Genomic DNA, 19,673 nt, shown 5'->3' with positions numbered 1-19,673 from the left:
CTATTTCTGTTGTGGACTTCCTTATTTTGTACAAAAGTACGGTACGGCTTCTCCGTTCGGCGCTACCGTTTGCTTCGGTATTCGATCCCTCAGAATGAGCCGCTTGACCAGCCGCTCTGCCACTCGCTGTATTTCCTTCGCCTTTCGATAGCCGATGCCAACGATGAAGCGCAGTTTGCAGAATTGGATACGTTGGGTGAGCTTACACAAATTGCATGGAAACATGATGTGCAAGTGATGATTGAAGGTCCGGGGCATGTTCCTATGCACATGATTAAGGAAAATGTGGAGAGACAAATGGAGGTTTTTCAGGAAGCTCCATTTTATACGCTTGGCCCACTTACTACAGATATTGCTCCAGGGTATGATCATATAACATCAGCGATTGGTGCCGCCATGATTGGGTGGTTTGGCACTGCCATGTTGTGTTACGTTACTCCAAAAGAACATCTTGGCCTGCCGAATAAAAATGACGTGCGTGAAGGGTTATTGCTTATAAAATTGCAGCACATGCAGCAGATTTGGCAAAAGTTTTGTAGTATGAGGATCACCCAGGACATACGTGATTATGCGAAACAACATGGGGTTGGTGATCAGGAGGCAATTGAAGAAGGTTTAAAGAGAAAATCGAATGAATTTAAAGATGCAGGAAGCGAAATTTATAGAAAGAAAAAAACAGCAGGGGATTCCTCTGCTGTTTTTTTAATGCTCAACGAGACTTGCTACTGGGACTTCTCGTTCGTTATTTGGTTGATCGAGAGGATAGATTCTTGCTGTTTCATTTTTTTCGTCCACGTGTTGAATGTAAATCGGAATACCATCACAGGTGACATTAGCCATTACAGGAGAACCGGCAATTTCTTTCGCTCGCTGACTTAGCATGGATTACCCTCCTCAATTTGGTGTTACGAAGATAACGTTCTCTGAAACTGATTTTGTTATTCATCGTTTGGTACGAGGAGACCCAAAAGTGAATTTATTTCAACCGTACACTACAATAAAACACTGCATAGGTGCCAATCAGGAAAACCGTAAAAATTGCAAGGAAAAATAGAGATGGCATCTGGCTCATAACCCTCAGACTGTCGATGATGATGTTGCTAAAGTCAGAGACAATATCCCAGCTATTCCATCGCAAGAAACGCCCGAGAAAAACGCCAATACTGCATAAGAAAAGGATCATCAAAACAAATATCCAGGAAGTGAACGATTGGAACTTTGCCTGAATAATTTTTTGCAGCAGATAGATGGAAAGAAACCCGATGAAAAGCGCAGTAAATGCCGTGAGAAAATTCAACATCAGATCAAAATAGACAGAGATATCTCCCTTTAAATACGTGAGGTGCACGAGGTCAGTGACGATATAAGGTGCATTCGGTAAAAAAAGCAGCCAGGGTACGGCCAATAGAATCATGCTCCAAGATATTCGCTTCTTTACTGTCCAGATCAGGTGAATCAGGACTGCAAAGAACAGTGGAATCCACGCAAGAACGAGGTTCGGACGAATCAACCAGAGATAGATGGTGCTTTGTTCTTGGTACACTCGAAAGTAGGCCATACCTCCACAAATACATGATGCGAATAGTAATGCGAGGATTAGTTTTACTAGTTGGCTGTTTGTTTGGAAAATACTCATACATTCACTCCTAATACTTCTTCAGGAAAATAATGTAACACAAATAGAAAGGATCTTAAATAGTGAATGGCATTGTTGTTAATTTTTGGGGTAGCTTTTATACTTAAAAAAAGATGCGAAAGAGATAGAATTTTGTAAAAAATGGGGGGATTATTATGTCTTATCCTGAACAAACTGGCACGGCTATTCAGTATTGTCCTACCTGTCACAACGAAATGATTGTAAATAAAGGATATGTCGTTTGGTGCGATTCTTGTAATTGGAATCTGAATCCATTAGAGAAAGAAAAGGATACAGGATTATTTGCAAAGGTTTATTTGAAGTACGGATTGAAGTTTGGAAATCAACTGTTGGCACAGATGAAGGCAGGTCGAAAAATAGAGAACAAGCCGACAGTTTCTACTTTGTTTTGCTATCTTATTGCTACTCTCGTTCATTTCACTAGTATTTCCGTGTGTTTACTTGGTGTATGGCTTGCTTACATAGGTTGGGGCAAGTTTTTTATCATGCTTGGAGCTGCGATCTGTTTCATTATAGCGTGGGTAACCCGACCGCAATTTGGAAAAGTGAATGAAGAAATTTTACGAAGAGCTGAATTTCCCACCTTGTACAAAATCGTTGATGATATTGCCGATCAGCTCGGTGCTAAAAGAGTAAGCGGATTGACCGTGAATTTTGAATACAATGCTGCTTACTGTCATTACGGCATCCAGGGTCAAAAATTTATTCATCTCGGTCTTCCCTTACTAGCCGTCTTGGAACCGGAAGAAAAAGTAGCTCTGATCGCGCATGAATTGGGTCATGGTGTAAACGGAGACTTCGAGCGAGGATTTTTCATGGGGACAGCAATCAATACATTAATGAACTGGCATGAGATGATTCGTCCCGACCACATCCTTGATCCATCTCCATCGTTGATTGATCTAGCAATGGTTCCAGTAAATTTGTTACTCCTTGGTCTATCCAAAATTTTGTATGGCATCATTTACTTACTTGTCCATTTACTATGGTTTAACAAACAACGAGCGGAATATTTGGCTGATTATCTTGCTACAACTGTTAGTGGAGTTGATGCCAAAATAAAAATGTTAGAAAAGCTTCATCTGAATGACTCTTTCCAATATGTAATGCAAAAGGCAGTTCTATCGAAAGAGGATAGTAACGTTTTTGAACTGCTCAGAAATCATTTCAAATACATACCTGCAAATGAATTAGAAAGAGTTCATAGAATAGCAAACATGACAAATTCTCAACTTGATTCAACTCATCCTCCTACATCAAAAAGAATTGAATTTCTTTCCGAAAGAGGACAAAAGAATCCAGCATACACCCTTTCTGATGGGGTACAGGCCTTACTGCAAAAAGAATTGCAACAGTTGGAAGAAAGGCAAAACAAAAACTGTATTGCATTTTATAAAACTAACGCAGATTTCTTCTATTAAAATGTGGAGTCGATGCATTTTTTTCAAAGCAGTACGAGGATAGAGAGGTGTAAAAGTGCAGCATGAGGTGCTCTCGTTACTAGAACAATCCGATTATCAATGGAAGTATGACTATGACACGATACTCAAAACGATTACAAGATGGGCAGAGGAAGGCTATTCGGAACGTCTTTATGAAGTAATCATGCAACTTGAAAAAACTACACAAGCAATTCTGGCTGAAGATTTGGCAGATCTACCTGAAGACATACAAAATCGGAAAATGACATTTTATTTTCAAGTTCAGTCACTTTTGAATCGGACAGAAGCGAGGCTAGCCTACCTTTCGGGAATTGATAGTTTGTACTATCTGCTCGTGCTGCCCAAGAAAAGGGAAACAAGAAATGGAAGAAAATTAGGGGATCTCCGTTTTTTCATGGCTTTGTTCGTTTCCGGCCACACAAAAGAACAGTTACTAGAGGCCCTCAATAGGTACCGTTCGATAGAAGAATACCAAGAAGCCTTATCCATTATGGTGTATGAAATGATTTCACGAGGAATGGATATTGCGAGTGAGCCAATTGTTTTAGAATTCCACGCTGCTTTGAAGCGAAACAATCACGAACTGGCGTGGCTACCGATTGCACTTACTGAAATCGAGAAAACGTTGGATAACCGCGAGTATAATAAAGAGGGGCTTGGAAACTGTTCGTTGCCATACGGTCCTTTTCACAAGAGTAATCGTCGGTATTACGAAAAAAGACTGAGAAAAATCAAGCAACTTCGTTTGCGGAGTCTGCCATTCTCGAAGTACCCACAGTTCCTCTATGATATATACAAGATTTTCCTGCCATATTTCTTTACGTACATACTTTCTGAGAAGTGTGCCAAGATCCGGCACCAGGTTTCTTCAAACGTGATTAAATCAATAACTCAGCTTCAAACAGATGAGGATTGTCAGCGAGTCCAAACGGCAACAAGACACTGGAATCGGAACGAGTGCAAAATCATAAAATTGGATGCTGCGATACAAGCGAACCAACTGAGCAAGCATGTGCTCACTCGCTTGTCCCTTGACAGTTTACAGGGGGCAAGTCTGACAGATATTTACTTTGAACGTATTTCGCCAGTACGAGCCTTTCAATTCCTTTATGCGAGTGCTGCCAATGGTGATGCTTACTCCAATGGTTCAGGAGGAGCTTACGGACGTTTGGAAGCATGGCGCACACTTGCGGCGTTGGTGGGCGCATCTGAAAAAGCGGATTATCTTGAAGTGCTTTCACTTCTTAAAGGAAGCAGTTGGTATTACTTTGATGCGGCCTCTAATTGGTTCCACGGTGTTGCGTGGGACCTAGGAATTGGCGTGTTGCGAAATGACGGAACAACGATTGCTATTCTTGCAGCTACTGATACTGACTAAAGTTGGAACAGGATAACAAGGAATAACAAAAGAGCCAACAATTCTATGACGAGTTGCTGGCTCATTTCCCAATCGTGGTCGTTTGTTATTTTCTTTTTCTCACTTTCATACTGGCAGCAATTTGTTTTGCCACTTGTTCCCCCGTATCTACCGCACCATTCAAATATCCTTGAAAGTCGATGGATGTATGCTCTCCTGCGAAGTAACAGTTGCCCTCCGGCTCACGTTCAATCCCTGCAAACTTGGTGAATTGTCCCACCCGATAATAGGAATAGGAACCTTTGGCCCATTTGTATCCCGGCCAGTAGTCGATTTCTGCTCGACCGTTCCATTTCTCCGACAAACCAGGCAGAACGGGTTCGATTTGTTCAAGGAATTGCTTTGCACGATCGCTTGGTGTTCCCGAATCGAAGCTGTCTCCATAATGTCCTCCAGTGTAATTGACAAGTAATCCGGATGCACCACTTTGACCTCGTGATACTTCCCATGTGTTCTGATACCCTGTATCAGACATGGTATCTCCATTGCAGCCGAGCTCTTCCCAGTGCCGATCAGTGAATTGGACAAACAGCTTCGAGTTCGTTCCGTATCCATACTCTTCAATAGCCGTTTCTTTTAATGAACGAAAACCTGCACTGCGGTAATCAACGGAAGATCGAAGGATGCTGAAGGGTACCGTCATGACAACAATATCGGCATCGATATCTCGGGATCTCGATCCGCTTTCAAAAGTAAGGGTGTACGAATCATTACTGTTTTTGCGGACAGCAGTTAATTCCTCGCCGGTAGTGAGTTGACCATCGATTTTCTTTGCTAATTTGGTGGTAATCTTGTCATTTCCGCCACGCACGTGGTATTTCTCATTCGAAGGGCCAAAAATTCGCAGTTGGCCTTGACCCCGATATCCCAGTAAATAAAGCAGATTTAGAGAGCTTTGATCACTGGATTCACCGCCGTACTCTATGTTGTAGGCTACATCGAGCAATTTGCCCAGTTTGGAATCCATTCCGCCAGGCACGCTTTCGTTAATCCAATCGATAATCGACATTTGATCCAGTTCATATCCTCGTTCGGTATAGCTGTTGTATAGCGTGGGGTAGCTGGCTTGGGAAATATCCTGGTGGATTTTTTTCCAGATTTCTTTGATGTCTGCTGTCGCTTGTGCATATGTGTAAGGGGAGTTATCGAAGAAGTAGAGCGGTTCTGTGCCATTTTTCTCGGCGGCGAGAAGATTATCCAGGGTGAGGTCAAGCTCTTGTGCCAACTGTCTGATTTGCGTGTGTCCCTGGTCAATTAATTCGCCGCCATGTTCAGCAAGCTGTCCGTCTTCAAAGTCGCCCCGACGTGTCCAACATCGCCCGCCAACACGATTGGATGCTTCGTACACTTCAGCATTAATTCCTGCCTGTTTCAAGCGATAGGCACAGGTGAGTCCAGCTAAACCTGCTCCCACAATAACAATTTTGGGTGAAGTGGCGGCGTGTACATTGGAACCACTAAGATTCCAGAGAAAGCTGGGAACGGACAGGGCAGCCGAATACATCGCTGCTTTTTGCAAAAATTCTCGTCTGGTCAGTGATTTTTGTGCCTGCTCATCGATTACTTGATCGACGGAGACATTGCGCCGTAATGATTCACGGGCAACAAACAAAGACTTTTGAAGTTGTTGTAATAGTGGGGTTCGAGCCATTCAAAAACCTCCTTCAACTGATAACTGCACGTAATGGAAAATAGTAAGAATAGTAAGAAAACTAATTCGGGATTAAGACCTGAAAGACATGTACTCTCCATACGGTAAAATATGAGAATAGACCCGATAACATGCGTACCGGGTCCAAGCTTTAGCTACAATATTCTGCCTGGTAGGAATTCTCACCAGCGTGAACAGATAAAAGGGTATTGGCATAACCAACCAGACGATTGACAATTTCATCAACCACCGAGTAGACCAGTGGATGGAGCGCAGGATTGTACAAGCGGGGATCGTCGAAAATGACCGTCGTATTGATATGTATGTCCCGATTGCCAATCAGATCGTAATGGATTATCACTTTTCCACAAGCACCTCCCGTCTGGGGGTCTTGGAATCCTGGCATAAAAACATACCATTCCTCAGCAGTTGCCGAGCGAAAGTTTTTGGTAAAAGTAAGTCCGCGAATTTCTTCTTCTGTCTTTTGTTTTAACTCAGGGCTCATGAGTATATCAGTCATGACGTTTCCTCCTACATAAAATAAGTTAAAATCGTGTATGTTGGAAGGAATCCTTCCAGTCGGTAACAATGAATGGTATAATGTACCAGTTTGCGGCGAGTATAACAGGCAGTAATCATTACCATCTTATCACAAGACAATTTTTCTCAGAAAAAGGAGCGGAAAACGATGAACGGAAGTATTCGTATGGGTGCATTACTGCCTCATCCGCCATTGATCATTCCTGAGATTGGGAAAGAAGATACAAAGCTTGTCCAGCGAACCATTCTAGCCATGCAGAAGGTTTGCCAAGAACTAGCACTCCTGCAGCCCGATGTTGTCGTTCTGATTTCACCGCATGGCCCGATGTTTGAAGACGCTGTCACGATCATGGATGGTGAACAGTTGGTTGGTAGTTTAAACGATTTTAGGATTTCTCGCTCGTACGTAATCGAAAATGATCGTGAGTTAGCTCAAAGAATCGCCGAATACGGCAGCAAGGAGAATACTCCGCTATTTTTGTTACAGGAACCGATGAAAAAAAAGTTTCGTATTCGTAAAGAGCTCGATTACGGTGCTATTATTCCGTTACATTATTTACAGCAAGCAGGCTATAAAGGAAAAGCAGTACTTTTATCACCAGGTTTTGTACCGCATGAGATGATGTATCAAGCAGGAATGTGCATTCGTCAGGCAATCGAGGCTACAGGGAGAAAAGCAGTGATTATTGCAAGCGGGGACAATTCCCATGCGTTGAGTGCAGATGCGCCGGCAGGTTTTTCCGAGGAAGGACAGGCCTTTGATCAGTTACTACAAGAGGCGATCAGAAGCTCAGACTGGATGTCACTTTATGATCTGGATTTTGGGTTTGTGGAAAAAGCAGCAGAAGATACGTTAGGCTCACTTAGCCTGCTGTTGGGAGCTTTTGATCGAGTTCGACTGGCAGCAGAAACCGTTTCCTACGAATGTCCTTTCGGCGTAGGATATACCATTGCCACCTTCCAATCGACAGATCAGTCAACGGTATCGGTGCTCGCGGAAATGAGAAGGAGCAGATCGGAGCGGATGCGTCTAATACGCCAGAATGAATCGGATTTTGCTCGACTGGCACGGATGGCAATAGAGACGTTTGTCCGAGAAGGACGGATGATCCAACTTACAACGCTTTTGCCTGAAATGGAGAGACAGGCAGGTTGCTTCGTATCGATCAAACAAAATGGCCGCCTGCGCGGTTGTATTGGTACGACAAAGCCTACTACAGAAAACATAGCCGATGAGATCATTCAAAATGCAATCGCAGCGGGTACAGAAGATGATCGGTTTTATCCAATCGAACCTGATGAACTGGACAATCTGGAATACTCAGTGGATGTACTTGCTCCGGCAGAAAAAATCGAGGATACACGGCAACTGGATCCTCAAAAGTATGGTCTTATCATTACAGACGGTGAGCGTTCTGGGCTTTTACTGCCCAATTTGGAAGGTGTGGATTCGGTAGAAGAGCAAATCAGGTATACAAAAGAAAAAGCTGGCATCCCGGAGGATCAGCACCAGCTTACGATGTACCGATTTGAAGTTGTGCGTTATCATTAAGATACAACCCGATGATCCTGACGCCCCATTGGGTTACGCGAATCAGCGGATTGGTGTAATATCTTGCAAACCTAGCGTATCGTATGAAACGCATTTCATGTCAAATTGTTTTTTTGAATAAATATCGGTGGATGCAGGAATGCTGGGGGTGAGAAAATGGCAAATATCAGACAGATTGCGAAGCAGGCAAAAGTGTCGGTTTCCACTGTCTCTCGTGTCCTCAATCATTTCCCTTATGTGAGTGAAACGAAGCGCAAAGCCGTTCAGGATGCGATGGATCAACTCAATTATTCCCGTAATATAAATGCGGTACACCTACTCAGAGGCAAAACAAATATGATCGGTGTACTTTTGCCCTATGTGAACCATCCGTATTTTTCTAGTATGATGGAAGGTATTACAGCAGAAGCGCTTCGCCATAATTATCGATTATTGCTTTGCCAAACCGATTATCAAGAGCACGAAGAGACAAAAGCTCTCGAGCTGCTGCGGGAAAAACAGATTGATGGGCTGATCATCTGTTCGAAGACACTCAGTTGGGATCAAATCGAACCATATTCATCTTTTGGGCCAATTGTGGCGTGTGAAAGCGTACAATCTGACTCCATTTCATCTGTGTTTTTAGACCACTATGCTGCCTTCCAGTTTGCCATCCAGTACCTGATCGAACATGGTCATCGACAGATTGGTGTTTGCCTCTCTCGCTATTACAGCAATAGTAGCGAAACCAGAAGGAAAGCACTGTCGGATTGTCTTTCCTCAATTGGTGAGCCAGTACGAGATGAATGGACATTCTATGATTGTTATGGAATGGAAGAGGGAGTAGAGGTAGTTCGACGCCTGATGTCCTTGGATCAACGCCCGACTGCATTGCTTGTAACAGGTGATCAGGTCGCTGCCGGCATCATCATGGAGGCAAGACAAAATGGAATTCGTGTTCCCGACGATCTCGCCATCATCGGTTTCGATAATCAACCCATAGCCAAAATACTGCATATCACTACTGTTGATAATCAAATGATGGAAATGGGGAGACGTGCGCTCAGCCTTCTTCATACTCAAATTACAGGTGAGCGTGAGAAAACCGAAAAGGTACAGCTACCTTTCCAATTGATACCACGTTCAACGGTGAGTAACAGGAATGTATCTGATGAAAAACAATCGTAATTACAAAGGAGGAAAATATAATGTCCATTGAAAACGATCACGATTTATTATGTATGAAAAAGATAGGAAGCCTGGTTGCGAAAGCCAGAGAAGCCATGATTAAAGCGGTAAGACCAGGGATTACAACCAAGGAATTGGACCAAATTGGCGGGGAGATCCTGATCAGTAACGGTGCCAGACCTGCTCCCAAGCTTGAGTATGATTTCCCAGGCTACACTTGCATTAGTATCAATCATGTTGTTGCCCACGGTATTCCCGATAATTACGTATTAAAAGAGGGAGACATGATCAACATCGATGTCTCAGCAGAACTCAATGGCTATTATGCAGATACGGGAGCATCCATCGTCGTAGGGAAAGGTGAAGATTTCAAGCACTCTCTTTGCCAGGTGGCAGAAGAGTCACTGTTAAAAGCGCTCGATTCCGCAAAAGCAGGATCAAAATTAAGCGAGATCGGTAGAACGGTTCATAACGAAGCAAGAAAAAATGGATTTACAGTTATCAAAAACCTGACAGGTCATGGAATCGGCAAAAAACTTCACGAAGATCCAGACCATATCCTTAATTTCTGGGACAAACGAGACAAGAGATTACTGACCAATGGTATGGTGCTTGCCGTAGAAACCTTTATTTCCACTGGAGCGGAATATGTAAAAGACGGAAGAGATGGTTGGGCACTGATCACTCCAGACAAGAGCTTTGTGGCACAATACGAACACACCGTTGTGATTACAAAAGGGAAACCGATTATTTTAACGGCATAAGAATGACCAAACAGTCCAAAAACCAATGATTCAATGGTGATGGGCTGTTTGTTTGTTCAGCGAAAAATTTACTCCATGTAGGCAACGACTGGATTGAGCTGTTCGACGGATGCAGGTGGTATCTTGAGCGTCGAGTTTACATCTCCAGTGCCTCCATAGATGAAAGGAAAGTGAAAAAGCTGACGATCAAACAGGCAAGGGAAAGAAAGCCCCACCATCGGTACAGCACCGATGGAATAGCCCGTCTCTTTTTCAACGGTTAGTGGACTTGCCAGCTTCACTTGTTCACATCCGAGAAGTATCGCTACTTTATTCAAATCGAGTCGACCCCGATCTCCGGAAAAAATAACAGTGAAAAACCCTTTCTCCGTTTCCAGAATTAACGTGGGTGCTGTTTGTCCAATTTCGATTCCAAAAAACTCAGCACCCTGTTGGGCCGAACGAATCGGTACTGGATGTTGGATGATTTCATATTTGATGCCTTTTTCTTGCAAAAGTAATGGTAAATCTTGCACGGCGGCATTTCCTCCCTAAAAATGGTTTTTTACATTGTAACACAGACATTTTGGAAAATTGTTGAATGGTTTTTGTCCAAAAAAACTTGTCTATTATCAGGCTTCGGTATAAATTGGTAAAAAGTTATTGGTTTCCATGCAAGATTGAAACGTATAATCAACTAGTTCATACAGAGAGGCGTTCATAATGGAATTATTGGATATTTTTGATGAAAAAATGCTGAAGATTGGCACAGCAGAACGGAAGGAAGTACATAAACGTGGGCTTTGGCATCACACCTTTCATTGCTGGTTTGTGAAGGTAATCGATAACGACAAGTACGTCTTTGTGCAAAAAAGACAAAAAGGAAAAGACACCTTCCCCGAAACATTCGATGTCACAGCAGCAGGACATCTGCTGAGCAATGAAACTCCTGAGGATGGGATCAGAGAAGTGAAGGAAGAACTTGGGATCAACGTTGAGTTTTCACAGCTTATTCCAATGGGTATTGTTGCCAATGAAATTATCACTGCCGACTATACAGACAGAGAATTTTGTCATACATTCATCTATTTGAGTGACAATGATTTCACAGATTTCTCACTTCAAGAAGAAGAAGTTTCGGGTATTTATCTGGTCAAGGTAAATGACTTAAAAGAGTTGATCATGGGTAAAAAGAAAAGCATTGAAGCAACAGGCATGGAAGAAACAAATGGTCAATCTCAGCCTGTTACAACGATGCTCACTAGCGAAGATTTCGTACCACACCATCGGAATTATTACGAAGCAGTTTTTTCAAATATGATGAACCTGAATATTTTAATGAAGTAAGGGTGAGTTTTTATCAAGATATTATTTATCTGTAGCAAGAATAAATGGCGTAGTCCGACAGCAGAAAAAATTTTTCATAGATTCAACAACTATGACGTAAGGTCTGCTGGGACTGAAGATGGGGCTAGAATCAAAGTAACTAGTGGACATATTGGTTGGGCAGATCTAATTTTTGTCATGGAGAAAAAGCATTTGAGAAGACTAAAAGATAAATTTGGTCAGATTCTTTTTGATAAGAAAGTGATCAATCTGGATATACCAGACGATTATCAGTACATGGATGATGAGCTCATTGAGATACTAAAAGTCAGGGTTGGTGACTATATTGATGTTCCTGATTGAAGGCTCTAGGATCATCGTAAAAAAAAAGAGGAAAAGGGGAGTTGAATGCATGATCAAGGATGAGTTGCGAAAAATCGTAGTGAATGGATACGCAGTTCCCGAGGGAGTAGAAGAATATACAATGGTTCAAAAAGTTGTTCAAGTACTCGGCTCGACTGACCCTGAATTGCGTGATGATCTAGGCTATGATATTTTACAAAACTGGCTAGTAGAACAAAGCAGGCTTATCAATGAACAGTTAGAAAATTTATTGGTTTACGCAATTTCTGATGAAATGCTTTTGAAACATGTCGGCGAGTCAGGTACTGACAGTGTATTTTTACGGTCATTTTCGTCGTTGCTGATCGCTTTATTACTTATTCGAGATAATCGGGATCAGTTTTTGCTAGAGTCCACCTTTCGCAGTACCATGCATACGCTTGTAAACTATTGTAAACAAGAACGTGATTTTCGAGGATATGATGAGGAAAAAGGCTGGGCTCATGCAGCAGCCCATGTGTCTGATGCAATTGATGAGTGTGTCCGCAGCAGGTATACAGGGGCAGAAGAATGTCAGCACTTATGGAGTGGACTTCGTGCACTGCTAGAAAATGCGCCCGATGTTTTTAATACGGAAGAGGACGAGCGGATGACTACAGCCGTAACGGCGATGGTTGAATTAGAGAAGGTCTCACTGAAGACAATCTGTGAGTGGTTGAATCAAGTTGAATTACCCGCTGAGAAAGACATGCGACTGCGATACAGACGAATTAACTTTAAACATTTTGTACGGAGTTTGTTTTTGCGTCTAAAAGAAAAAGGCTTGTTGAGCGAGGAGCAAGCAATCTTTGCAGTTGAGCACCGATTCAATCCTCGATACTACAATTTGTAGGGCTGCCATTCATTCGAAAAGAAATAAAGGAATTTTTACTAGAAAGGGAAAACAATGCTTTCATTCGACGTAGAAAATAATAAATTTAATTATCGGACAGCAGGGATCGTCATACATAACAACCGGGTACTGTTTCAACAAGCAGTAGGCGAAGACTATTGGTTTCTCCCCGGTGGCAGAGTGGAGCTGTTTGAAACGGCAGAGTCAGCCCTGCAGAGAGAAATGAACGAGGAGTACGGTGTTATTATCAAGGAGAGCAAGCTGGTTTGGATTGTGGAAAACTTCTTTGAACTAGATAACAAAGGATTTCACGAAATCAGCTTATATTTCTTGGTGACACTGCCTGAAGATTCTCTTCTAGTTACTCATGAAGATGAGTTCGTCGGTGCAGAATGTGGATACATCAATAAATGGATTCCAATCAAAGATCTTGTGGAATACAATATTCGTCCTGATTTTTTATCTAGTGAGCTAAGTATGGTTGAAAGTGGATCTGTAAACCACATTGTTCATCGTGATATCAAAAACTAGTTGAAGAAGTCTTACGATTGTTCCGAGAAAATAATGTTTTAGACTTGAAAATAAAATATTAGATTGAAAAATAAAGCTTTGGACTCATAGGCTCGTTACGCTAACGGGCAGGATAGTTGAGTAAGTGGTTTTTTTAACTCATTCTCAATTATGATAAATCGTCATTCTAAGTAACCCAAATACAATCGATATTATAACAATTAATCCAGTAATTAAGACCCAAATAACAAACACTATCTTTAATAACGCTTCATTCATTTTTTTAAAGCGTAGCACGACAAGCAACAAAACATTAAATAACAATAAAAAATATAATGAGTCTCCTAGAAAATTTAAGATTTGAGATCCATCCTTTCCTTTAGTTCACTCCAATTTTATCACTCAAATCATGGGGTGAGTGGAAAGAAATAGATTTAGCTTAATGTGTACTTAGTCAATGATGAAGAAATCATCAAAACTCTCTCCATCAAGATTAAATAATAGTTTGTACACTCCAAGTTTCTTATTTTTAAAAACAATTGGAATATATGAAACAACGTAATCAAATCAGTACGAAATAGCCTCATATGTTGTGTTCTCATCCCATCTATCAATGAAAAGGGCTACTTCTTTTAGTGAGACAGTTAATTCTTCTGCCTTAAAGTCAACACCAAATACTGAATTGAATTCTTCGGTGTCCTCACTTTGGTAGTTCCGAAAACATTTCCAAAATGCATTGATCGACCTGGTTTCGACTTCATGTTTAAGGCACCATTGTTTTAAAAATCCACTATTCATTTGTTCACAACCTTAAAGTCTTTTATTCTAATTTAACACAATAGTTAACCAGAATTGAGGGGAAAGAATATGAAAAGTCCGTATTGCGGCGAGGACTTTTGGGTTAGTAGGCCGAGGTGGGGTATTGAAGTTTGTCATAAGTGTGGTGCAGATAAACCTAAAAAAGAAGAACAGGATGATTAATAACTAACTAATTTATCACATCGGTAATGTAGTGAATTTAGGGGCAACAGCAAATAAGAAGGGGATCTCCACATTTCCCGCAAGCCTCTGCTTCACACCAATTATGGTGGTATCCGCCTACAAGAACCCCACAGTCATAACAATTTTGATAGGTAACGTCATAATACTTCTCTTCACCGAATATAATAGGCGGATATTCTCCATCAGGATAGACAACTGGAGAAGCGATGCACGATTTTGTGAATTGTTTGTCTTGATCACATCTTGAACAAATATCAGATTGAAAGACTATCATTTTTTATCACCGTAAATATCTTACAACAAATTGATATTAATATAGAATAATAAGGGAATAAAAGGTAGGAGTGATTAATAATAGCCAATTTTGTTAAGTTATTATCTAGTCTTCTAATAATTATGCAGGTGGGATCAAATTTGAGCGGAGGTGCTTTTAAAATGCCTGTGGATGTATTGCAAGTTGTAACCGATGATTGTCCATGGTTTGAACAGCAAAAGCATTTTCTAACTATTGAAGGAGAGAAAGATGGAAAACAAACTGTAACCATCCGAAGGATTGATAATAATCTTTTGGAAGGTTGGTATGAAGTAGATCCGATTAGTAAAGAATTCTCTAAATTTATATTGAATAAAGAACTTAAAGAATTTCAAAGCAATGGTCAAAGAATAGATGATTTTGTCTATAAGGTTGCCATTAATCCAATCGATATAGGTGGAACATCAAAAATACTTAATTTTGATGTATATACTGATGAAGATGAAGCAAAGCTAATGACTTCTTTGCGTAATATGTTTGGAAACCCAAAAGTAGATGCAGATCCCATTTATGTAATAGAAGTATTCGTTGAAGATCAATATAAATGCATTTTAACTATCTATAACGGGCCAAGTGGCTGGGCGATTGGTGGAAAATCTAGAGACGATTTATCATCAAAAGCGGCTTCGGAGTTGGCGGTAAGGCTTACTGAGAACATGAAATAGGATTTGAATTTCACAAGGCAAACACAAAGTTGTATAGTTGCTTTTAAAGTGAAAAACCATTGGATTCAATCATTAAAATAAGATCAAAAATTTCGAAGGGTTGGGAAGAGTTATAGATACAATATATGCTGAAGTAAAAACAAACAAAATTTTTTAGGCTATTTTAAACTACAACTGAGGTATGCCTAAGGAATCTTTTGAATAACGAATTTGATAAAATTGTTGATATGGAATACTGTGATGAGATTGATGGTTTCATAAATAGAGAGGAAAGTACTTATTATAGTTATATATATCCAAGGGATTCTGAAGTGTTGTGGAACAAGGGCGAAAGCTTGAAGAATTGAAGTACATACTAACATTTGTTGAACATGCTTGGGATTGGGATAATGAAGAAGACGAGTATCGGGCTGTATTTGTTAATGAGAGAATTCCTGATCAATTTGCAATAAATACTTTACCAGAACTAATAAGCAAAGAGTTCCTATCAGTGTATTGAGCTAACGGGGATCTATCGCCCAAGAAGAAAATACAAAGAACGGCAGCCTGTCTAACTGGTTGCCGTTTTCTCAACAATTGGGAAGGATAGTCGGACAAGAAAGAAGAAAATTAATATAAAAAGGGGATTAGATTATGATTGCTTGGCTAAATTTTGGTAGCCTTGTGCTTGGAGCAATCGCATGGATTCTTCCAGCTATTAATATATCTAGATATGATAAGCGTTCTAGAAATTGGGTTACTCTTTCTTTTGTGAGCATTAGTGCTTGTTCTATTTCGTTGTTTTTCCAAATTTGTAGTTTCTATGAACGTGTAAAGGCTGAGGATTGGTCTGCTCTTATGGATACAGTAAGTGTTATCGCATCTGTTCCAGCAATTCTGCTCATCGGTACAATCATATTAAATGTAATTACATTGTATATTTATCGTGACAGGGCAGCATAATAGGATGTCAATTTTAGTAGTTTGTAAGAAGGATTGTGAAACGGTGTAATTAAAGTAAAGGAAATGCTACTTGAACAACACCAAATTGATTACCCCCTCCTATTCAAAACCAGTTTTAACCAGGAATAAGACCGACGAATTACATAGAAGAAAATAATATATAACTGAACTAACCGGAATCTAAATCTCAATAAATACTTCAAGAGAACTCTAAAAGGATCAGTCGGAAGATGAAGTAAAAGTATCTGTCTATTATGGATGGGAAAATCTCCATATATAGTCAAAGTAGTTGAATAGGTAATTGTGATCAGGTTGTTTACCTAGCATAGTGATATTCGGTACTTTGAGGTGGTCACTAACCCCCAGCCTCCACTGACGTACTGAAAAAATAAAAACCGTTTGGATGCCCGATAGAACGAAGGGCATTCAAACGGCTTTTTATGTTCAGAGAGAATAAAGTAAAGTATAAAAAATAGTCATACACTAGATATGACTAAGGCAGGGCGCTCTTGTTATCCATGACCTATAGACTTCTACCTAACAAAGCCCCAACTTGTTTGGCCATTACCCGCGGCGGATAGGGCATATCATTCCTGATCCACCATTCAATTACCCCAACATAAGCAGTCCCGGCATATTGTAGAATAATATCTTCACTTAAATCCGTATTTTTTCCGCTTTCGTTATCAATTTCACCTTTGAAACCCTTCATAAAAAAATCAAGAAGCCGCGTTCGAAAAGAAGGGGCTCCTTTGCTCGCCAGCATCGTCGAAAAAAATAAATAGTTTTTCTCGAAGTATTCAAAAAAGGGTTCAAGGGCAGCACCCCAATCCAGTTTACATGCCCATTCTCCCATCTCGTCTAATTCATTAATATGTGCTTCTATAAGTTTATCTAATAGATCATATTTGTCCTGATAATGAAGATAAATGGTTCCGCGATTTACGTTCGCCCGGTCTGCGATGTCCCGAATGGTAATGTCATCAAAATTTTTTTCTGTCATCAGTTCAATAACAGCTTTTTTCAAGGATTCTTGTGTTTTATGAATTCTTCGATCCAGTTTTGCCATCGTTAACTCCACCAAACTTTCCTTTCCTTAAATAATCAACACTTTTGAACAATGTGTTGATATATCAACAGATTACGCTTTTTTAACCATTGATGGCCAGTTTCTTATAACTATAATAATAGACATGAGTTGATTAAACAAAAACTTCTTGTTTTTATGCATGCTGTTTATAACCAATATTCCATAGATTACAGGAGGGTAAACTATGATTACTGCTAATGCACGAGCTACATTCAATCCAGAGGGTCCATTCAAACTGACCACAATAGAACGTAGGGATCTCCAGCCACATGATGTCCTTATTGAAATTAAATACGCTGGTATTTGCCACTCTGACATCCATACTGCCCGTGGTGATTGGGGGCCGGTTAACTATCCTCTCGTTCCTGGGCACGAGATCGCCGGAATCGTCACCCAGATTGGTTCAGAAGTCACAAAGTATGCCGTTGGCGACCGAGTAGGGGTAGGCTGCATGGTTGACTCTTGTGGAGAATGTGTTAATTGTCATAAGGGAGAAGAGCAGTATTGCCTGAATGGAAATACGGGAACCTATGGAGCTATCGACCGGTATGGGCACTATACACAAGGTGGTTATTCCACCCACATCGTCGTAACGGAAGATTTCGTGGTCCGAATTCCTGACAGTATTGAACTTGACGTAGCCGCTCCGCTGCTGTGCGCTGGAATCACAACGTATTCGCCGCTGCGTCATTGGGGAGTTACTCCTGGTAAGAAAGTTGCTGTTGTTGGATTTGGTGGGCTTGGACACATGGCAGTGAAGATCGCTCATGCAATGGGGGCAGAGGTTACAGTTTTATCACAAACATTGAAGAAAAAAGAAGATGGTTTACGGCTTGGCGCGAACCACTATTATGCCACGAGTGAACTAGAGACGTTTAAGAAATTGGCTGGTTCATTCGAGCTTATCGTGAATACGGTGAGCGCTAAGATCGATATTAATGCCTACCTCTCCTTGCTAGCGCTGGACGGTACATTGGTCAATGTCGGTGCGCCAGCGGAGCCGTTGCCAGTTCAAGTATTCTCACTTATCCCTCATCGTCGGTCTTTTGCAGGTTCAATGATTGGTGGAATCCGTGAAACTCAGGAAATGCTTGATTTTTGCGCTGAACACCACATAGTCCCTGAGATCGAGGTGATTTCAGCCAAGCAGATTGATGAGGCTTGGGAGCGCGTATTAGCTTCAGATGTCCGTTATCGATTTGTAATCGACATCAGCACGATGGAAATGGAATAACGAATAATGCTGGAAAAATATTAGAGAAACGCCAACTGCGATGAGTGAAATGTCTAATCAAGGGTCAGCTGCTTATAAGTTGTCTAATCTTGCCCTGAATGGATTGACACGATTAGTAGCTGCAGAAATCAATAGTGATATCAAAATAAATGCGGTTGATCCGGGATGGGTAAGTACGGAAATGGGTGGACCATCTGCACCAATATCCCCTCAGCAAGCTGCTGAGTCTATCCTTTGGTTAGTGACGATTGGGCCAGAAGGACCTAACGGGGAATTCTTCAGAGATGGAAAACGAATCGATTGGTAACCATATGGGTATGAACGGAGGATTTGGTTTTATAATGTGGTTCGATGATACCATCCTTTTACATCATTAGCCTTTTCGGATTCTTTTACATTAGCAATGGAGTCAAATGGCACGAAGTACTCATTAGATCAATTAAGCGCGAGAAGCGGGAAATAGGTGATCACTAGATGAGAGCAAACAGGATGGAAGCGTTCAGCGATGGCGTGTTGGCGATTATCATTACGATCATGGTGCTAGAATTCCAAGTACCGGAAGGCCACGACTGGCATGCGTTAATCGAACTAGGCCCAAAAGTTCTTAGCTACATCTTCAGTTTCGTTTATGTCGGCATCTACTGGAACAACCATCATCATCTGTTGCATATGATTCGAACAATGAACGGGCGGCTAATGTGGCTCAACTTGATATTACTCTTCTGGTTGTCTCTTATTCCGTTTACGACCGCCTGGATGGGGGAAAGCCATTTTGCACCCGCTCCGATGGCATTGTACGGGATCATTCTTCTGCTTGCAGCGATTTCTTACAGGCTGCTTCAGCTCGCAATCATTAGCCAGCATTCCGGCGAATCTTCATTCGTAAAGTCAATGGGCAGAGACTGGAAGGTGAAAATATCTCCTTTTCTCTACCTGATCGCGATTTTGACCTCGTATGTGAGTCCATGGGTATCCGGCTTCTTTTACGTCCTCGTTGCTGCGATCTGGGTCGTGCCGGAAAAGCGAATCGAGCACATTTTGAGAAGCCAATAATTGGACCTGAGCAAAGTATCGGAAGCTAAATATGATAGCAAAAATCACTGTCCAAATAAAGAAGAAATAATAAAGATGGAAGTTCATGAATATTCTCCAAACTCGAGGCTGTTTTTCAAGAGCTTTCCGTTAAAG

Annotated in this window: 20 protein-coding genes and 1 pseudogene; 15 read left to right on the top strand and 6 right to left on the bottom strand. The window is 41.2% G+C overall.

Annotation, left to right across the window (positions count from 1 at the left end; all coding sequences use genetic code 11):
* Positions 1–9: 9 nt before the first annotated feature.
* Positions 10–495, top strand: a pseudogene (locus tag ACPW7N_RS08395) (phosphomethylpyrimidine synthase ThiC); the annotation flags it as partial.
* Between the two features lie 207 nt (positions 496–702).
* Here ACPW7N_RS08395 and ACPW7N_RS08390 read toward each other — a convergent pair.
* Together ACPW7N_RS08390 and ACPW7N_RS08385 are read right to left on the bottom strand one after the other, a co-directional pair.
* Entirely contained in the window at positions 703–882 is a 180-nt protein-coding gene (locus tag ACPW7N_RS08390; RefSeq protein WP_425650602.1) for a small acid-soluble spore protein H, read from the bottom strand.
* A gap of 94 nt (positions 883–976) precedes the next feature.
* Positions 977–1,636: a DUF1361 domain-containing protein gene (locus tag ACPW7N_RS08385; protein WP_425650601.1), complete on the bottom strand. Its 660-nt coding sequence runs from the start codon at positions 1,634–1,636 to the stop codon at positions 977–979.
* Positions 1,637–1,791: 155 nt separating this feature from the next.
* Here ACPW7N_RS08385 and ACPW7N_RS08380 point away from each other — a divergent pair, with 155 nt between their 5' ends.
* Together ACPW7N_RS08380 and ACPW7N_RS08375 are read left to right on the top strand one after the other, a co-directional pair.
* Entirely contained in the window at positions 1,792–3,078 is a 1,287-nt protein-coding gene (locus ACPW7N_RS08380; RefSeq protein ID WP_425650600.1) for a M48 family metalloprotease, read from the top strand.
* 55 nt (positions 3,079–3,133) lie between these two features.
* A complete protein-coding gene (locus tag ACPW7N_RS08375) occupies positions 3,134–4,477 on the top strand; it encodes a DUF6183 family protein (protein ID WP_425650599.1) in 1,344 nt (447 codons plus the stop codon).
* An 85-nt stretch (positions 4,478–4,562) separates the two neighbouring features.
* On the opposite strand, the gene ACPW7N_RS08370 is transcribed toward ACPW7N_RS08375, so the two are convergent.
* Together ACPW7N_RS08370 and ACPW7N_RS08365 are read right to left on the bottom strand one after the other, a co-directional pair.
* Positions 4,563–6,167 carry a flavin monoamine oxidase family protein gene (locus tag ACPW7N_RS08370; protein ID WP_425650598.1) on the bottom strand — a complete coding sequence of 535 codons (1,605 nt, stop codon included), beginning with the start codon at positions 6,165–6,167 and terminating at the stop codon, positions 4,563–4,565.
* 151 nt (positions 6,168–6,318) lie between these two features.
* Positions 6,319–6,687 carry a hypothetical protein gene (locus ACPW7N_RS08365; RefSeq protein ID WP_425650597.1) on the bottom strand — a complete coding sequence of 123 codons (369 nt, stop codon included), beginning with the start codon at positions 6,685–6,687 and terminating at the stop codon, positions 6,319–6,321.
* A gap of 168 nt (positions 6,688–6,855) precedes the next feature.
* Here ACPW7N_RS08365 and amrA point away from each other — a divergent pair, with 168 nt between their 5' ends.
* From amrA to map, 3 genes are all read left to right on the top strand, one after another.
* On the top strand, positions 6,856–8,259 hold the full coding sequence (gene amrA, locus ACPW7N_RS08360) for an AmmeMemoRadiSam system protein A (protein ID WP_425650596.1): 1,404 nt from the start codon (positions 6,856–6,858) through the stop codon (positions 8,257–8,259).
* Positions 8,260–8,415: 156 nt separating this feature from the next.
* Complete coding sequence (locus ACPW7N_RS08355) at positions 8,416–9,426, top strand: LacI family DNA-binding transcriptional regulator (RefSeq protein WP_425650595.1); 1,011 nt, start codon at positions 8,416–8,418, stop codon at positions 9,424–9,426.
* 20 nt (positions 9,427–9,446) lie between these two features.
* Positions 9,447–10,190 carry a type I methionyl aminopeptidase gene (map, locus tag ACPW7N_RS08350; protein WP_425650594.1) on the top strand — a complete coding sequence of 248 codons (744 nt, stop codon included), beginning with the start codon at positions 9,447–9,449 and terminating at the stop codon, positions 10,188–10,190.
* A 68-nt stretch (positions 10,191–10,258) separates the two neighbouring features.
* Here the strand turns inward: map and ACPW7N_RS08345 are convergent, their stop codons facing one another.
* On the bottom strand, positions 10,259–10,705 hold the full coding sequence (locus ACPW7N_RS08345; RefSeq protein ID WP_425650593.1) for an aminoacyl-tRNA deacylase: 447 nt from the start codon (positions 10,703–10,705) through the stop codon (positions 10,259–10,261).
* Positions 10,706–10,892: 187 nt separating this feature from the next.
* Here ACPW7N_RS08345 and ACPW7N_RS08340 point away from each other — a divergent pair, with 187 nt between their 5' ends.
* The 6 genes from ACPW7N_RS08340 to ACPW7N_RS08315 all read left to right on the top strand — a co-directional run bounded on the left by ACPW7N_RS08340 (position 10,893) and on the right by ACPW7N_RS08315 (position 16,161).
* Positions 10,893–11,516, top strand: coding sequence for an NUDIX hydrolase (locus ACPW7N_RS08340; RefSeq protein ID WP_425650592.1), 624 nt, complete (start codon positions 10,893–10,895; stop codon positions 11,514–11,516).
* Positions 11,517–11,528: 12 nt separating this feature from the next.
* Positions 11,529–11,858 (top strand): low molecular weight protein tyrosine phosphatase family protein, encoded by a 330-nt coding sequence (locus ACPW7N_RS08335; protein WP_425650623.1) that lies wholly within the window; start codon positions 11,529–11,531, stop codon positions 11,856–11,858.
* A 49-nt stretch (positions 11,859–11,907) separates the two neighbouring features.
* On the top strand, positions 11,908–12,729 hold the full coding sequence (locus ACPW7N_RS08330) for a DUF2785 domain-containing protein (RefSeq protein ID WP_425650591.1): 822 nt from the start codon (positions 11,908–11,910) through the stop codon (positions 12,727–12,729).
* Positions 12,730–12,783: 54 nt separating this feature from the next.
* Positions 12,784–13,260, top strand: a complete 477-nt coding sequence (locus tag ACPW7N_RS08325) for an NUDIX hydrolase (RefSeq protein WP_425650590.1) — start codon at positions 12,784–12,786, stop codon at positions 13,258–13,260.
* A 1,395-nt stretch (positions 13,261–14,655) separates the two neighbouring features.
* A complete protein-coding gene (locus ACPW7N_RS08320) occupies positions 14,656–15,219 on the top strand; it encodes a hypothetical protein (protein ID WP_425650589.1) in 564 nt (187 codons plus the stop codon).
* A gap of 633 nt (positions 15,220–15,852) precedes the next feature.
* Entirely contained in the window at positions 15,853–16,161 is a 309-nt protein-coding gene (locus ACPW7N_RS08315; RefSeq protein WP_425650588.1) for a hypothetical protein, read from the top strand.
* A gap of 523 nt (positions 16,162–16,684) precedes the next feature.
* Here ACPW7N_RS08315 and ACPW7N_RS08310 read toward each other — a convergent pair.
* Positions 16,685–17,230: a TetR/AcrR family transcriptional regulator gene (locus ACPW7N_RS08310; RefSeq protein ID WP_425650587.1), complete on the bottom strand. Its 546-nt coding sequence runs from the start codon at positions 17,228–17,230 to the stop codon at positions 16,685–16,687.
* Positions 17,231–17,435: 205 nt separating this feature from the next.
* On the opposite strand from ACPW7N_RS08310, the gene ACPW7N_RS08305 reads away from it, so the two are divergent.
* From ACPW7N_RS08305 to ACPW7N_RS08295, 3 genes are all read left to right on the top strand, one after another.
* On the top strand, positions 17,436–18,485 hold the full coding sequence (locus ACPW7N_RS08305) for an NAD(P)-dependent alcohol dehydrogenase (protein ID WP_425650586.1): 1,050 nt from the start codon (positions 17,436–17,438) through the stop codon (positions 18,483–18,485).
* 49 nt (positions 18,486–18,534) lie between these two features.
* Positions 18,535–18,792 carry an SDR family oxidoreductase gene (locus tag ACPW7N_RS08300; protein WP_425650585.1) on the top strand — a complete coding sequence of 86 codons (258 nt, stop codon included), beginning with the start codon at positions 18,535–18,537 and terminating at the stop codon, positions 18,790–18,792.
* A 167-nt stretch (positions 18,793–18,959) separates the two neighbouring features.
* Complete coding sequence (locus ACPW7N_RS08295; protein ID WP_425650584.1) at positions 18,960–19,538, top strand: TMEM175 family protein; 579 nt, start codon at positions 18,960–18,962, stop codon at positions 19,536–19,538.
* Positions 19,539–19,673: the final 135 nt, after the last annotated feature.

It is taken from the genome of Brevibacillus nigriterrae, from assembly GCF_049846925.1.
GTDB lineage: Bacteria > Bacillota > Bacilli > Brevibacillales > Brevibacillaceae > Brevibacillus_H.
The sequence above is the reverse complement of the archived record's forward strand: the minus strand, read 5'-3'. Positions and strand labels throughout refer to the sequence as shown.